This is a genomic window from Oceanospirillum linum (genome assembly GCF_001995095.2).
In the GTDB taxonomy this organism is placed as follows: Bacteria; Pseudomonadota; Gammaproteobacteria; order Pseudomonadales; family Halomonadaceae; genus Oceanospirillum; species Oceanospirillum linum.
Map to the genome: position 1 here is coordinate 507,519 of NZ_MTSD02000003.1, position 15,424 is coordinate 522,942.

A 15,424-nucleotide genomic window follows, 5' to 3' on the forward strand; every position below is an offset into this window, starting at 1 on the left:
CTGCACTTATATGACAGTTGTATGACACCGGACAGGCGACCCAGAACAAAAAAGGGCAGGCTAACGCCCGCCCTTTTCTGGCACACTCAAACTGAACGTCCTTGTCTCGTCTATCCGACCCGAATTACTTAATACCCAGAGCTTTCAGGGTTTTCTCAGCAACAGCGGCTGGAAGAGGTACATAACCATCCTTCACGACCACTTCCTGACCCTGCTTGGACATCACCATCTTGATGAATTCACGCTCAAGTGGCTGTAATGGCTGGTTAGGCTTTTTGTTGACATAAACATACAGGAAACGGGACAGAGGGAATTTACCGCTGATCGCATTATCACTATTTGCTTCGTAGTACGGCTGACCTTCTTTCTTGGCCAGAGGTACTGCCCGTACACTGGATGTCTTATAACCCATACCGGAATAACCAATCACATTAACTGAGGTACTCACAGACTGTACAACAGATGCAGAACCCGGTTGTTCATTCACATTATTCTTAAAGTCGCCTTTACACAGCGCCTTACCCTTAAAGTAACCATAGGTGCCGGATACTGAGTTACGGCCGTACAACTGGATATCACGATTTGCCCAAGCACCGGTCAGCCCCAGATCACCCCATTTCTTAGCATCAGATGGAGCACCGCACTTACGGGTAGAAGAGAAAATCGCATCAACCTGCTCAATGCTCAGGCCTTTGATCGGGTTATCTTTATGCACGAATACAGCCAGAGCATCGATCGCTACCGGAACCGGAACCGGCTTATAGCCAAAGCGGTTTTCAAATGCTTCCAGCTCTTTATCTTTCATTTTACGGCTCATTGGCCCCAGGTTAGCCGTACCCTCGGTCAGGGCCGGTGGCGCAGTTGAAGAGCCCGCTGCCTGAATCTGAATATTTACATTTGGGTAAGTACGCTTATACTCTTCTGCCCATAGGGTCATCAGGTTAGCCAAAGTATCAGAACCAACGGAAGACAGATTCCCGGAGACACCACTTGCTTTTTCATAGCTTGGCAGATTCGGATCAACTTTAGCGGCAGCATTGGCCGTAACAGCTGTAACAGTACCTGCAGCAACCAGAGAAACCGCTGCAATCATCTTCTTCATTTTCATGTTATCTCCTGAACATTACGTCCGTTTTCTGTTTGACTAAATAGGATGCGTATAACTATTAATCTTGCTATGGGCATACTATAGGCAGGCTTTGTGACAGTTATATGAATGTCATATTCAATGGAGAAACTCTTTTTGTAACCGACAGAAACCTTGCAATTAAGCAATACCGATTCTGTACGAAGTCTCTGGTACCCTTGGCCGGTAAACCCATAGAAAGGTTTGTATCTGGCTCAGTGGTCATAGGGAATAGTGATAGTTAAAGAATTTAGTGATAGTCTGCGCCTGACAGATAAAAAATTCTTGATGGAGCCCCGCCGCGCAATCGGCGTACCTGAAATCTGGTTCAGTCAGACCTGACAACACACTCAGACAAATAAGAAAAGCTAATGAGCAACGTCGATAATATTGAAGATATTCCTTCACCCGTGGGTGAGCTGACACTGAAGATCGCTGCAACACCTCAGGACACCAATATCTATGGTGATATTGCCGGTGGCTGGTTGGTGTCTCAGATGGATCTGGCTGCAGAGATCAGCGCCGGGAAGCTGGCGAAAGGGCGTACTGCAACCGTAGCCATCAGTGAGATGGACTTTCTCTGTCCGGTTCGCATCGGGTCAACTGTCGGCATCTATACCCATGTTAAAGAGGTGGGCCACAGCTCAATTAGCGTCCGTGTCGAGGCCTGGATTCAGCCGCCGTTTGAAAGCGACGAGCAGGAAATGTTTAAGGTGTCTGATGCGAAGTTTGTGATGGTCGCCATAGACGGCAATGGCCGGATTCGTGCTGTACCGGAATCCTGAGCAGGTTTTCAGCATTAGAAAATGGAACAGTTTTATTCTACGAAAGAAGAGGCCAGTGAATACTGGCCTCTTTTATTTTCAACAGCAGTTAACGCTGTGAATACATCACTCTTTATTTGCTGGTCATCATACGGCCATGCAGATAAGCGTATTCAGAGATTTTCTGATAATCCTCAGACAAACTGCGGAAGTTCATAAAGGAATCATAGATACGACGCGACAGTTCGTCTTTTTTCGCTTCCTCAAATACCACCTCATCAGAGATAGTACGCAGCTCCTGATAAACATCAGAAGGCAGCTCACGCAGCTCAGTGCCGTGATCATTAACCAGCTCTTTCAGTGCCAGAGCATTCCGGTAGGTCAGCTCATCCATCATATCCTGGTTAGCAGCACGGGTGGCAACCATGACAACTTCCTGAAGATCAGCAGGAAGCGCTTCAAATGCCTGCTTGTTCAACATGCCTTCCAGCACAGTACCTGGCTCATGCCAGCCTGGGTAGTAGTAATATTTAGCAGCTTTATAAAGGCCGAAAGCTTTATCGTTGTACGGGCCAACCCATTCCGTCGCATCAATGGCGCCAGTTTGCAGCGAGGTAAACAGCTCTGAACCAGGCAAACTTACTGCAGTACCACCGGCACGGTTGATCACTTCGCCGCCCAGTCCCGGAATACGCATTTTCAGACCTTTCAGGTCGTTCAGCGAGTTGATCTCTTTATTAAACCAACCTGCCATCTGTACGCCGGTATTACCTACCGCAGTAGGAATCAGGTTAAATGGCTCGTAAACCTCTTTCCATAGCTCAAGACCACCGCCGTAGTAGATCCAGCTGGCGATCTCCTGGGCGTTCAGGCCGAAAGGTACCGCTGCAAAAAATTGCGCAGCCGGCGCCTTACCTTTCCAGTAATAAGATGCTCCATGACCAATTTGTGCAGTCCCGCTGGAAACCGCATCAAATACACCAAACGCAGGTACCAGTTCTCCGGCTCCATAAACCTTAACTTCCAGACGACCACCGCTCATTTTGGTGATCTTTTCTGCAAGGCTGTTAGCTGCAGTACCTAAGCCCGGAAAGTTCTTAGGCCAAGTAGTTACCATTTTCCACTTAATGGCTTCCTGCTTTGTACTTGTCTGCTGTTTTTCACTGCCCGATTCAGAACCGGTACAGCCTGCCAGTACAGCACCTGCTGCGCCCACACCCAGTGCGGTAACAAACTCTCGACGCTTCATGCTTTTTAGCTCCTGATTTTTATTTTCTTGTTTTCATTTTTTAAGTGTATCGCGACTAAAATTATCAGATTTTCAGTCAGGTTACACTATTCTGGAGTTATCAAACCCTGAATGCCTGTAAAGCTCAGAGTGCAGACATCACTCAAACCTATAACCCTTTATTTTAAATGGGTTTAAAGATCAGCAGAAGACCCCAGGCCATAGCAGCACCGATATCTGCGGCGGCTTTTATAAGGCTTCCAACTTAGCAAAGCCTGCCATTAGCCATTTTTCACCATCATTGTCAAAATTCACCTGAATTCGGGCCTTTGCTCCCTGTCCTTCGTAATTTAGTACAATGCCTTCACCGAAAACAGCATGCTTAACCCGTTGCCCCACCATCAGGGCTGGGCCACCATCACCACTGTCCAGGGCTTCTGTTGGCTTCCATTGAGATCCCGGGCGACTGCTGGTGACCGGTTTTGAGATCTGACCGCGCAGGCGCACCTCTTCCAGTAGATGCTCAGGGATTTCACGAACGAAGCGGGAAGGCGTGTTATAGGTTTCCCGACCGTGTAAACGGCGCATCTCTGCATAGGTGATGTAAAGTTTCCTCATGGCACGGGTGATTCCCACATAGCAGAGACGACGCTCTTCCTGCAGCCGTGAAGGGTCTTCCATCGACATCTTGTGTGGAAACAGCCCCTCTTCGACACCGGCCATAAATACCAGTGGGAACTCGAGACCTTTTGCCGAATGCAGTGTCATCAGCTGTACGGCATCTTCATATTCATCTGCCTGCTGCTCACCAGCATCCAACGCAGCTTCCGAAAGAAAGCTTTGCAGCATGACCAGGGTATCTGCCCCATCATCTTCATCGGTTTCTACTGGGTCTTCAGCAGGTGTAAAGCCCCGGGCTGCGGTGACCAACTCTTCGAGGTTTTCCACCCGGGCCTGGCCTTTCTCACCTTTCTCCTGACGGTGAAACTCAACCAACCCGGTGGTTTCATTCACATGGTCTACCAGTTCATGCAGGCTAAGTTCATGTCCGGAGTCTTCCAGTTGATCCAACAATGCCATAAAGCCACTTAGTGCAGATAATGCCCGGGCCGGTAAAATTTTATTGGCAATACAGTGTCCAGCAGCTTCCCAGAGCGAGCACCCCTCATTACGGGCCAGTTCCCGCAGAGTATCTACTGTCTTAGCACCAATACCGCGGGTCGGTGTATTGATAACACGCTCAAGAGCTGCATCATCATTTCTGCTCTGGATAAGGCGCAGGTAAGCCAGGGCATTCTTAATTTCAAGACGCTCATAAAAGCGCTGCCCCCCATAAATCCGATAGGGGGTTCCTGCACGGATCAGGGCTTCTTCCAGCACCCGGGACTGAGCATTGGAGCGATACAAAATTGCCGTTTCAGAACGGGTACCCCCTTCCTGCACCCACTTTTCGATGGTATTAACGATAAAACGCGCTTCATCCTGTTCGTTAAAACCGGCATACAGGGCGATGGGCTCACCCTCATTACCCTCCGTCCATAACTCTTTACCCATGCGATCAAAATTATTGGCAATCAGGCTATTAGCGGCCTCCAGAATGGTGCCGGTGGAGCGGTAGTTCTGTTCCAGCCGAACCGTCTTACTGCCATCAAAGTCGGTGGCAAACTGGTGGATATTTTCAACTTTTGCGCCACGCCAACCATAGATCGACTGATCATCATCACCAACCACGGTCAGTAGATTATTATGGCCGGATGTCAGCAGGCGTAGCCACGCATACTGAATAGTATTGGTGTCCTGAAATTCATCCACCAAAATATGACGGAAGCGCTCCTGGTAATGCTTCAGCAATAGCGGATTATCCCGCAGAAGCTCATGGGCACGCAGCAACAGCTCACCAAAATCCACCAGACCAGTACGCTGGCAATGCTCTTCATAGAGGCTATAAAGATGATTCATGGTGGCAGTGAAGCGGTCGCCGGTATCCATAAAGTAGCCCGCGCGGCGACCCTCATCCTTTTGGCCATTGATATACCCCTGAACCTGTCGCGGTGGCCAGCGCTCATCATCAATACCGTGATCTTTCATCAGGCGCTTTATCAGGCGCAACTGATCATCGGAGTCCAGAATCTGGAAATTTTCCGGTAACCTGGCGTCCCGCCAATGGGTTCTCAGCAAACGGTGTGCGATACCATGAAATGTTCCGACCCAGAAGTTACGCATGGGTAAGCCCAGTAAAGCCTCCAACCGGGTCCGCATCTCTGCCGCAGCCTTGTTGGTGAAGGTTACCGACATAATACTGTGGGGAGAGATACCTTCGACCTGCACCAGCCAACCTATCCTATGCACCAGAACCCGGGTTTTACCACTGCCGGCGCCAGCCAAAACCAGCATATGCTGCGCTGGTGCAGTAACCGCTTCACGTTGAGCATCATTCAGGGCGTCGATAAGGTGTGTAACTTCCATAATCTTCCAGTTATTTTGGCGAGTGATCAGGGCAGAGCTGGCGTATTGCCTAGGCTGCAAGGTCGTTTTTATCGTCGAGACTCTATCACAATATGTTACTGAAAACCCTTATCAGCCTATTCTGAAGCACCGGTGCATCTGTTATCTTTAACCATCAAGGGCTTAAGGGAATTGAGCCCATAAAACAAAAATAAGACGACACCAGAGTAATAACTAACCATGACTTATCCTGAAGAGTCCTCTTTTCTGCAGGAACAGGCTGATGCGGCGTCCTTCGATCAGGCCTTACTCTGTGAACAGCTGACATTGTTATACAGGGATTCCACAGCATATTATCGGCTGGGTATGGGCTGCGCCCTGGTGTGCTGCACTTTGTTGTGGGATACCACGGCAAATATGCTACTGGGGTTCTGGTTGCTAGCCTATGCCTTCCTGACGTGGGGCGGGATTAACCTTAACAACCGGTTCCAGAAATACCTGAACCATAAGCCCTCCGACACAGCTGCGAGTTCAGCCAGCAAGCTCAACAGATGGCGGCATCTCTTCACTTTAGGTGGCGCTCTGGTCGGCAGCTGTTGGGGAGTGTTACTGGTCTGCCTAACACCTGAATCAAGCATCTTGCTGCAGTCCGTGGTTATTCTGGCCATGACAGGGCTCGCTCTCTATGCCAGTGCTATCTTTTCAGCACTGCTTGTCAGCTACCTTGGATTTGTTCTACCGGCCTTTATTCCCTTCCTGTTGCGGGAGTTTAATAGCCCGGAGCCTTTGCTTTCCCCCTCAGTAATTCTGGTTTTCCTCAGCTTTCTGATCTATAGCGCCTGGCGAAACCACCTGCTGCTAAAAAACTCTCTGAGCCAGAATGTTAATAATCGCCGACTGCTGAAGCAGGTTAGCCGCGAGCAGAAGATCACCCAGCAGCTCAACCAACAACTCGAAGCAGAGGCAAAAACGAGAGCAGAAGCAGAACAAAAACTGCAACAGGCACAATCCAGCCTTGAACGCCAGATTCAGGAGCGCACACAGGCTCTGTCAGAAGCCAATCAGCATCTGAAAACAGCAATATCAGAGCAGCGTCAGGCCAGTATTGACCTCGAACGTAACCGCCAGCGCTACTCCAAAGCAATCGAAGCCAGTGATCTGGGGTTATGGGAGTGGGATCTGGAAACAGATGAGATTTATCACTCACATTTTGAGCAGCTATTTGGCTACTCAGAGCAGGAAATTCCACACTTTATGGGACACCTGCAACCTCTAGTGCATAAAGAAGATTATCCGACATTAAGAACTGCATTAGTGGATACTCTGAAGGGTTATCTTGATCAGTTTAAAGTTCAGTTCCGCATCCGTCATAAAGGTGGCCAATGGCGATGGCTGGAGGATACCGGAAGAGTAATCGACCGCAATCCTCAGTCCGGAAAAGCCCGTAAAATGATTGGAACCCGTCGGGACGTTACAGACCAGATTGCCCGTGATGAACGATTACGCCTTGCCTGGCATGCTTTTGAAAGCTCCAGCGAGGCGATCTTTATCCTTAATGAAGACTTTGTTATCACCACGCTCAATGAAGCCTTCTACCAGATTACAGGCTATTCCTGTCAGGAACTGCAAGGCACACCTTTCGACCAGAGCCCACTATGGCAGCTTGATCAGGAGCTGAATAAAAAGATTCGCAAACAACTGACTCAGCTCGGCGCCTGGGAAGGTGAGTTAATCGAACAGCGTAAAAATGGTGATAAATTCCCTGAATGGCTGAAGGTTTATCGCGTACCTTCCAAGCAGAGTGAAGCCTCTCACTACGTCGGTATCTTCTCCGATCTGACCCAGCGAAAGAAAGCGGAAGAGAAACTCAGCTATCTGGCGAACTACGATGACCTGACCGGGGTTGCTAACCGCAACCAGTTCAAAGATCGATTGCATATTGCTATTTCACAGGCCCGACTGAATAACGGGAAAATGGCTTTAATACTTCTGGATATTGACCGGTTCAAGGCGATTAATAACACACTGGGACATGATGTCGGCGATCAGCTCTTAAAAGAGCTGGCAAATCGCCTGAACAACCAGATTCAGAAAGTAGATACTATTGCCCGCCTCGGGGCTGATGAGTTTGCCCTGATTGTTGACCATTACGAACAGGAGTCTGACATTACTGAGTTAGCTGAACAGATCTACCAGCTGGTTCATACGCCACTTAAAATCGAAAACCATGAACTAATTACCTCCTGCAGTATAGGTATCAGCCTGTTTCCGAAGCATACCCGTGGCCTTAATATTTTAGTTAACCAGGCAGACCTGGCCCGTAATAAGGTAAAACAGTTAGGTGGCTCAGGGTTCGAGTTCTACTCAGAAGAGCTGCAAACCGGTTCCCTGGAACGCTTGAAAATGGAAAGCGACCTTCGCAAAGCGCTCCAGCGTGATGAATTATGTGTCTACTATCAGCCTAAGGTATCGCTCAAAAAAGATCAGATATTTGAGGCTGAAGCCCTTGTGCGATGGAACCACCCTGAATCAGGGCTTATTTCGCCAGGATCATTTATTCCCATCGCCGAAGAAACAGGGCTGGTGGCAGCCTTGGGTGAACAAGTGCTGATTAAATCTTGTCGGCAAGTGAAAGAGTGGCTGGACAAGGGGGTCGAGATCAAGGTCTCCGTTAATCTGTCAGCTCAGCAACTGAGGCATAATGATCTGGTCAGTTTTATTGATCAGACTATTCGGGAAGCAGGTATCCCCCATAAGCTGATTGAACTGGAGCTTACTGAAAGCTCTCTTATTGACGACCCGGAGCACACTGTCGAGGTGCTGGATCAGATCCGGGCACTGGGCATCACGCTGGCGATTGATGATTTTGGAACCGGCTACTCATCCCTCAGTTACCTGCAGCGCTTCCCGCTGGACATACTCAAGATTGACCGAAGCTTTCTGAAACAGATAAACAGCCCTGATCCTCAGCAAGCGACACTCACAAAAGCCATCATCGCCCTGGGCCACAATCTTGAGATGAGAATTGTTGCTGAGGGTGTCGAAACCCGAGCCCAGCTGGAGTTCCTTATTCGACATGGTTGCGATTTCGCCCAGGGCTTCTACATCAGCCCACCCGTGCCAGCCCAGACATTCTTTGAACTGGTTGAGCAGTACAACAGCAAGGTATAAGCAAAGAAATAAAGTGCAGGTAAAGAGATAAAGTAGCAGGGAAATCCCATTGCAGAACGGAGCATCACGCTCCGTTTTGTTATATTTTAATGCACATCCTCAGCTATCTGTCAGCCGGAGAGAGTGCAAGCTGCGCTTTACAGCCTTAAGATGCTCCGCCAGTTTAGGGCCACGCATTTTGGCTACCCCCACCGCCAGAACATCAATCATCACCAGATGAGCAATGCGTGAAGTCATGGGCGTATAAATTTCAGTATCCTCCGGTACATCAATGTACAACGGAATGGTAGCCAGTTCCGCCAGAGGTGAGCCACTGGGGCAAAGCGCAATGACATTAGCTCCCGCCTCACGCACCAGCTGTATACTTTGCAGTAATGCTTTTGTCCGGCCAGTCTGCGAGATCGCCACCACCACATCAGTATCTGACAAAGTTACCGCAGACATATTCTGCATATGAGGGTCAGAGTAGGCTGCAGTGGACATCTGTAAGCGGAAAAATTTATGCTGAGCATCGGTGGCAACAGCACCCGACGCCCCAAAACCAAAGAACTCTACCCGGTCAGAGCTGCTTAAGGCGGTGATCGCTTCCTGAACTTTCTCAGTGTTGATACGGTTTTTAACAGCAAGTAGGGCACTGGCTGTCGTATCAAAAATACTATTGGTAAAATCACTGACCGAATCATCCTGATTCATTGAGAACTGAGCAAATCGCGTCTCTTTTGCCAGGACCTGGGCTAAACGTAGTTTAAAGTCCTGAAAGCCATCACAGCCTAATGCACGACAGAAGCGAACAACCGTGGGCTCACTGACATTGGCTTCTGTCGCCAGATCAACAATACGCATATGAATCACATCCGTTGCATGGTTCAGCACATAATCAGCAACCTTCTGCTCCGAACGGCGAAACTGTGTTTTTGAGTGATGGATCTTTTCCAGGATGTTTTCTTTCACCGGTTTACCACTGGTTAATTAAGCTCTTAGACGTCTGTTTATTTTACCTGTAACTTTGGCATAACGTCATTTTTTATTCCTACGTTAAAATACCAAGCTTGTCACAGGAATTTCATACACGCTATATTAGGATGGTAATCCTAAATCGATACAGGTTGTCATTTACTTATCAATCAAGCCTCAGGAAGAGCCTGGGGGAGGATGCTGATATGAGACACAACCCCACCGTTGATCACGGTAAAGTAGATCAGGTTAAAGATGAGATTTTCGATATCTTCATGTCTATAGAAGTTGAAGAACATGAGGAACGTAAGAAAAGTGAAGCACTAAAACAACTTGAAGCCCGGCGCGGTATCGAAAAACATTTCGAGAAAAAGCGACTGGTAGAGGAACTGGATGACTACAGCGGAGACGACGAAGTCAATCACTGATGTTTCCGGAAGTGCACTCTTTTTAGTTTAGGCAGAAGTTCTTTATCAGAGCAGCGATAACCGGCCTGCCACAGCAGGCCGATTGATTACGATTATTCAACTGTCACTGATTTTGCGAGGTTTCTGGGCTGATCTACATCCGTTCCTTTAAGCACAGCAACATGGTAACTCAATAGCTGTAAAGGGATGGTGTAAACGATCGGCTCCAGAATTTCCGGCACATCTGGCATCTGCTCTACCTTAAGCCCCTCTTCCGGCTGAATATGGTCAGCTCCGGCAAAGACAAAAAGCTCTCCACCCCGGGCTTTTACTTCCTGCAAATTCGCTTTCAGTTTATCCAGTAGTGCATTATTAGGCGCGACGGCAATCACCGGCATCTCTTTATCCACTAAAGCCAGAGGGCCGTGCTTAAGCTCTCCGGCGGGATAGGCTTCCGCATGAATATAAGAGATCTCTTTCAGCTTCAACGCCCCTTCCATTGCGATAGGGTACAGAGGGCCACGGCCTAAAAAGAGGGCGTGATTTTTCTCAGCAAAATCCTGTGATAGCACTTCAATATCTTTATTGAGCTTAACAGCTGCGAGCAATAGCACAGGTAGTTGATGCAGAGCCTGTACAAGTTCTGCCTCCTTCGCTTCCGTAAGACCGTGGCGACGGGCGAGGGCGATAGAAAGCATGAGCAATGCGACCAATTGAGTAGTAAAAGCTTTGGTGGAGGCAACACCAATCTCCGGCCCCGCATTCGTCATCAGGCAAAGATCAGACTCCCTCACCAGTGAGCTACCTGGTACGTTACAGATAGCCAGACTTGCCAGCACCTTGCCTTTTACAGCACGTAGAGCGGCTAAAGTATCTGCCGTTTCTCCGGATTGCGAGATAGTGACAAAGAGCGTTTTTGCCGGGATAACATGCTTTCGGTAACGGTATTCGCTGGCCACTTCGATGGCACAGGGTATCCCCGCCATATCTTCCAGCCAATACTTGGCAACCAGACCCGCATGGAAGCTGGTACCACAGGCGATAATCTGTACATGATCGGCCTGATCAAATGCAGCAGTAGCATCACTGCCAAATGCCTGTTCCAGAAGGTGTTTCTCTGAGATTCTACCCTGAAGGGTTGCTTTAACAACTTCCGGCTGCTCGTAGATTTCCTTCATCATAAAATGGCGGAACTCACCCTTATCAACCGTCGACAAGCTGTGTTCAAACGTTTTTACAGGTCGGTCGACCTGCTTTAGCTCCGCATCCCAAATCACCAGGGTGTCAGGCGTGACCTGAACAAAATCTCCCTCTTCGAGATAGATAAAACGATCTGTAACCTGTAGTAAAGCCATCTGATCTGAGGCGATAAAGTTCTCACCGATACCAACCCCAACGACTAGCGGGCTACCTTTACGGGATGCCAGGATTTGATTCGGATAATCTTTATGCAGTACCCCTAAAGCAAATGCCCCTTCTAAATGGGAAACCGTTTCCAGAAAAGCATCCTGCAGAGATTTCCCCTGATTCACCGACCGGGCCACAAGATGCGCAATCACCTCAGTATCTGTATCTGAGGTAAAAATAAAGCCATCACTCTGCAGCTGCTGCTTCAGCGGCTCGAAATTCTCAATAATACCGTTATGCACAATGGCCAGATCACTACCTGACATATGAGGATGTGCATTGTTCTCGGTCGGCTTACCGTGAGTCGCCCAGCGCGTATGTGCGATACCACTGAATCCCTTAAGTGGCATGTCCTGTTCCGCCTGGCTCAGATTCGCAACCTTACCAGCCCGACGCAAGCGCTGAATCGTGTCACCTTCTAAAACTGCAAGACCAGCAGAATCATACCCCCGATACTCAAGACGACGCAGTCCTTCCAATAAGATGCCAGAAACAGGCCTTTGTGCTACCGCACCTACAATGCCACACATCGGGGATTACTCTCCTAAAACTGATGATAAACCTGAATATTATCGCTAAATATTCAATCTCAGGTCTGTTTATTTCTTCCAACCGGCCTTAGCGATCTGTTTGCCGCGACCAACCGCCAGAGCACCGGCTTCCACATCTTTTGTAATGGTCGACCCGGCCCCAACCACAGCATTTATACCAATAGAGACGGGGGCAACGAGGGAGCTGTTTGAACCAATAAAGGCACCATCACCAATGACAGTTTTAAATTTATTCACACCATCATAGTTACAAGTAATGGTTCCGGCACCAACATTTACTTTAGCGCCAATGTTCGCATCACCAATGTACGTCAGGTGGTTAATTTTTGCACCGGGGCCAATCACACTTTTTTTGGTTTCAACAAAGTTACCAACCTTAGAGCCCGCTTTCAGCTCACTGTCTGGACGGATGCGTGCAAATGGCCCAATAGAGCAAGATTCGGCAATACTGGCACCATCAATGACACTGTTCGCATCGACCTGAGTGTTAGCGCCAAGGGTTGAGTTTTTGATCACACAGTTAGGGCCAATCTGTACCCCGTCACCTAAGACAACATCTCCTTCAAACAGGGCATTAATATCAATAAAGCAATCACGCCCGACCGTAAGCGAACCCCGAATATCAATACGGGTTGGGTCTGCTAAGCTGGCCCCTTCAATCATCAACTGCTCGGCGAGTTGGCGTTGATACCAGCGTTCCAGTTCCGCTTGTTGTTGGCGATTATTAACGCCTTTTACTTCCTGTTCAAAATCAGGTTGAGCCGTTTTAATTGCTACGCCAGATTTTGACGCCATGGCGATAACATCTGTTAAATAATACTCACCTTGAGCATTTTCACTGGATAGTTTTGGTAACCATTTTGCCAGCTGCGGCTGTGTTAACGCCATAATGCCGGTATTAATCTCTTGAAGTTTTAGTTGCTCATCATTGGCATCTTTCTGCTCAACAATTGCGGCGACTAAACCAGCCTCATCCCGGACAATACGGCCATAACCGTTGGGATTCACAAGATTAACCGTCAACAAGGCCATCTGTTGCTCATCAACCTGAGCCAACAAGTTTTTAAAAATAACCGAAGGTGTTAAAGGCACGTCACCGTATAACACTAAAACCTTACCGCCTTGGGTTAAGTAAGGCAGTGCCTGGGCAACAGCATGGCCTGTGCCTAACTGCTCCTGCTGCACAATAAAGTTAATATCTTGACCTGCAAGCGCTTCTTTAACCTGGTCTCCACCATGACCAATAACAATATGGACTCGGCTGTTATCCAGCATTTTGGCTTGATCCAACACATGTTGAACCATAGGTTTACCGGCAATGGTGTGTAAAACCTTTGGTTTGTTGGAGCGCATACGCGTGCCTTGGCCCGCAGCCAAAATAACAATATCGGTAACCATATTGTTGGTCCTTAGCAAGAGATGGAATCAAAAATCAGATAGGAAAAATGAAGACGATAGGGTAGGGCAAATTGCAGATAAAAAAAAGGCGGCCTAAGCCGCCTTTTTGTTCGGTACTGTTAAGCACCCAGCTTCCGACGTAACTGCTGTACTGTACGCAAACGCGCAGCAGCCTGAGCCAGTTCAGCCGCAGCCTTGGAGTATTCGAACTCAGAGGATTGATTACTCAGTGAGCGTGCCGCTGCAGCTTTCGCCTCAGCAGCCTCAGCTTCATCAATCTCTTTAGCCCGAACAGCAGAGTCAGCCAGTACGGTTACCCGGTTCGGTTGAACCTCAATAAAGCCGCCAGACACGTAGAAAATTTCTTCTCCACCGCTCTGTATGCTAACTCGGACAGGGCCCGGTTGTAGCTCCGACAGTAATGGTGCGTGGCCCGGGGTAATACCCAGGTCACCCAGCACACCGGCGGCAACAACCAGCTCCACACGGCCGGAGAAAATCGACTCCTCGGCACTTACGATATCGCAGTGGACGGTCATAGCCATGGTCTCGCCTCTCTTACTTCCGGGAAAAAGCGAACTTATTTATTCGCTTTCTCTACTGCTTCATCGATGCTGCCAACCATGTAGAACGCCTGCTCAGGCAGTTCGTCATACTGGCCATCCAGAATGCCTTTGAAGCCACTAATAGTGTCTTTCAGAGACACATACTTACCAGGTGCACCGGTAAATACCTCAGCAACGAAGAACGGCTGAGAAAGGAAGCGCTGAATCTTACGAGCACGGGATACAGTCTGCTTATCTTCATCAGACAGCTCATCCATACCCAGAATCGCAATAATATCTTTCAGCTCTTTGTAACGCTGCAGAGTACCCTGTACGCCACGAGCAACATCATAGTGCTCCTGACCAATAACCAGTGGGTCCAGCTGACGAGAAGTAGAGTCCAGTGGATCAACCGCTGGGTAAATACCCAGAGAGGCGATATCACGAGACAGTACAACTGTTGCGTCCAAGTGAGAGAAGGTTGTTGCCGGAGATGGATCCGTCAAGTCATCCGCAGGTACATATACCGCCTGAATGGAGGTAATAGAACCTGTTTTGGTTGACGTAATACGCTCCTGCAATACACCCATCTCTTCTGCCAGAGTAGGCTGATAACCTACTGCAGAAGGCATACGACCCAGCAGTGCTGATACTTCAGTACCCGCCAGAGTATAACGGTAGATGTTATCTACAAAGAACAGAACGTCACGACCTTCGTCACGGAACTTCTCTGCCATGGTCAGACCTGTCAGAGCAACACGCAGACGGTTACCCGGTGGCTCATTCATCTGACCGTATACCAGAGATACTTTATCCAGTACGTTAGAGTCCGTCATTTCATGGTAGAAATCGTTACCCTCACGAGTACGCTCACCAACACCTGCAAACACGGAGAAACCGGAGTGCTCGATCGCGATATTACGGATCAGCTCCATCATGTTCACGGTTTTACCTACACCGGCACCACCAAACAGACCAACTTTACCACCTTTAGCAAACGGACAAACAAGGTCGATTACCTTGATGCCGGTTTCCAGAAGTTCAGTACTGTTAGACTGTTCCGCATAGGTCGGAGCAGTACGGTGAATTGGCATACGCTCTTCTTCACCGATCGCACCCTTCTCATCGATAGGGCGACCCAGAACATCCATGATACGGCCCAGAGTTTGTGTACCAACAGGTACAGAAATCGGAGCATTTGTGTTGACTGCTTCCAGTCCGCGCTTCAGACCCTCGGTGGAGCCCATCGCAATTGTACGTACAACACCGTCACCCAGCTGCTGCTGAACTTCTAGAGTAATCTCGGTGTTAGTAACCGTCAGCGCGTCGTAAACTTTTGGCACGGAATCACGTGGGAATTCCACGTCGATTACGGCGCCGATAATCTGAACGATACGTCCGCTACTCATTTTGGTTCCTCTTAAACCT

At 48.7% G+C, this 15,424-nt stretch carries 11 protein-coding genes; 3 read left to right on the forward strand and 8 right to left on the reverse strand.

The window, feature by feature from the left end; genetic code table 11:
* Positions 1 to 124: 124 nt before the first annotated feature.
* On the reverse strand, positions 125 to 1,108 hold the full coding sequence (locus tag BTA35_RS10280) for a PstS family phosphate ABC transporter substrate-binding protein (RefSeq protein WP_078319706.1): 984 nt from the start codon (positions 1,106 to 1,108) through the stop codon (positions 125 to 127).
* Between the two features lie 389 nt (positions 1,109 to 1,497).
* Between BTA35_RS10280 and BTA35_RS10285 the strand changes: the two genes are divergently transcribed.
* On the forward strand, positions 1,498 to 1,911 hold the full coding sequence (locus BTA35_RS10285; protein ID WP_078319707.1) for an acyl-CoA thioesterase: 414 nt from the start codon (positions 1,498 to 1,500) through the stop codon (positions 1,909 to 1,911).
* 112 nt (positions 1,912 to 2,023) lie between these two features.
* Here BTA35_RS10285 and BTA35_RS10290 read toward each other — a convergent pair whose 3' ends face one another.
* On the reverse strand, positions 2,024 to 3,139 hold the full coding sequence (locus tag BTA35_RS10290) for a TRAP transporter substrate-binding protein (RefSeq protein ID WP_078319708.1): 1,116 nt from the start codon (positions 3,137 to 3,139) through the stop codon (positions 2,024 to 2,026).
* Positions 3,140 to 3,367: 228 nt separating this feature from the next.
* Positions 3,368 to 5,587, reverse strand: coding sequence for a DNA helicase II (gene uvrD / locus BTA35_RS10295; protein ID WP_078319794.1), 2,220 nt, complete (start codon positions 5,585 to 5,587; stop codon positions 3,368 to 3,370).
* 216 nt (positions 5,588 to 5,803) lie between these two features.
* On the opposite strand from uvrD, the gene BTA35_RS10300 reads away from it, so the two are divergent.
* A complete protein-coding gene (locus BTA35_RS10300) occupies positions 5,804 to 8,734 on the forward strand; it encodes an EAL domain-containing protein (protein WP_078319709.1) in 2,931 nt (976 codons plus the stop codon).
* 99 nt (positions 8,735 to 8,833) lie between these two features.
* Here BTA35_RS10300 and hexR read toward each other — a convergent pair whose 3' ends face one another.
* Positions 8,834 to 9,685 (reverse strand): transcriptional regulator HexR, encoded by an 852-nt coding sequence (gene hexR / locus BTA35_RS10305; protein ID WP_078319710.1) that lies wholly within the window; start codon positions 9,683 to 9,685, stop codon positions 8,834 to 8,836.
* Positions 9,686 to 9,894: 209 nt separating this feature from the next.
* Between hexR and BTA35_RS10310 the strand changes: the two genes are divergently transcribed.
* Positions 9,895 to 10,116: a PA3496 family putative envelope integrity protein gene (locus tag BTA35_RS10310; protein WP_078319795.1), complete on the forward strand. Its 222-nt coding sequence runs from the start codon at positions 9,895 to 9,897 to the stop codon at positions 10,114 to 10,116.
* Positions 10,117 to 10,208: 92 nt separating this feature from the next.
* Here BTA35_RS10310 and glmS read toward each other — a convergent pair whose 3' ends face one another.
* The 4 genes from glmS to atpD all read right to left on the reverse strand — a co-directional run bounded on the left by glmS (position 10,209) and on the right by atpD (position 15,405).
* Positions 10,209 to 12,032, reverse strand: coding sequence for a glutamine--fructose-6-phosphate transaminase (isomerizing) (gene glmS, locus BTA35_RS10315; protein ID WP_078319711.1), 1,824 nt, complete (start codon positions 12,030 to 12,032; stop codon positions 10,209 to 10,211).
* Positions 12,033 to 12,101: 69 nt separating this feature from the next.
* A complete protein-coding gene (gene glmU / locus BTA35_RS10320) occupies positions 12,102 to 13,451 on the reverse strand; it encodes a bifunctional UDP-N-acetylglucosamine diphosphorylase/glucosamine-1-phosphate N-acetyltransferase GlmU (protein ID WP_078319712.1) in 1,350 nt (449 codons plus the stop codon).
* Between the two features lie 119 nt (positions 13,452 to 13,570).
* Positions 13,571 to 13,996 (reverse strand): F0F1 ATP synthase subunit epsilon, encoded by a 426-nt coding sequence (locus tag BTA35_RS10325; protein WP_078319713.1) that lies wholly within the window; start codon positions 13,994 to 13,996, stop codon positions 13,571 to 13,573.
* Positions 13,997 to 14,031: 35 nt separating this feature from the next.
* Positions 14,032 to 15,405 (reverse strand): F0F1 ATP synthase subunit beta, encoded by a 1,374-nt coding sequence (gene atpD / locus BTA35_RS10330; protein ID WP_078319714.1) that lies wholly within the window; start codon positions 15,403 to 15,405, stop codon positions 14,032 to 14,034.
* Between the last annotated feature and the right edge of the window lie 19 nt (positions 15,406 to 15,424).

Excerpts from the sequence above, each read along its gene's own strand:
- glmS (WP_078319711.1), bottom strand. The coding sequence starts at position 12,032 with ATGTGTGGCATTGTAGGTGCGGTAGCACAAAGGCCTGTTTCTGGCATC.
- glmU (WP_078319712.1), bottom strand. The coding sequence starts at position 13,451 with ATGGTTACCGATATTGTTATTTTGGCTGCGGGCCAAGGCACGCGTATG.
- BTA35_RS10325 (WP_078319713.1), bottom strand. The coding sequence starts at position 13,996 with ATGGCTATGACCGTCCACTGCGATATCGTAAGTGCCGAGGAGTCGATT.
- BTA35_RS10300 (WP_078319709.1), top strand. The coding sequence starts at position 5,804 with ATGACTTATCCTGAAGAGTCCTCTTTTCTGCAGGAACAGGCTGATGCG.
- atpD (WP_078319714.1), bottom strand. The coding sequence starts at position 15,405 with ATGAGTAGCGGACGTATCGTTCAGATTATCGGCGCCGTAATCGACGTG.
- BTA35_RS10310 (WP_078319795.1), top strand. The coding sequence starts at position 9,895 with ATGAGACACAACCCCACCGTTGATCACGGTAAAGTAGATCAGGTTAAA.
- BTA35_RS10285 (WP_078319707.1), top strand. The coding sequence starts at position 1,498 with ATGAGCAACGTCGATAATATTGAAGATATTCCTTCACCCGTGGGTGAG.
- BTA35_RS10280 (WP_078319706.1), bottom strand. The coding sequence starts at position 1,108 with ATGAAAATGAAGAAGATGATTGCAGCGGTTTCTCTGGTTGCTGCAGGT.
- BTA35_RS10290 (WP_078319708.1), bottom strand. The coding sequence starts at position 3,139 with ATGAAGCGTCGAGAGTTTGTTACCGCACTGGGTGTGGGCGCAGCAGGT.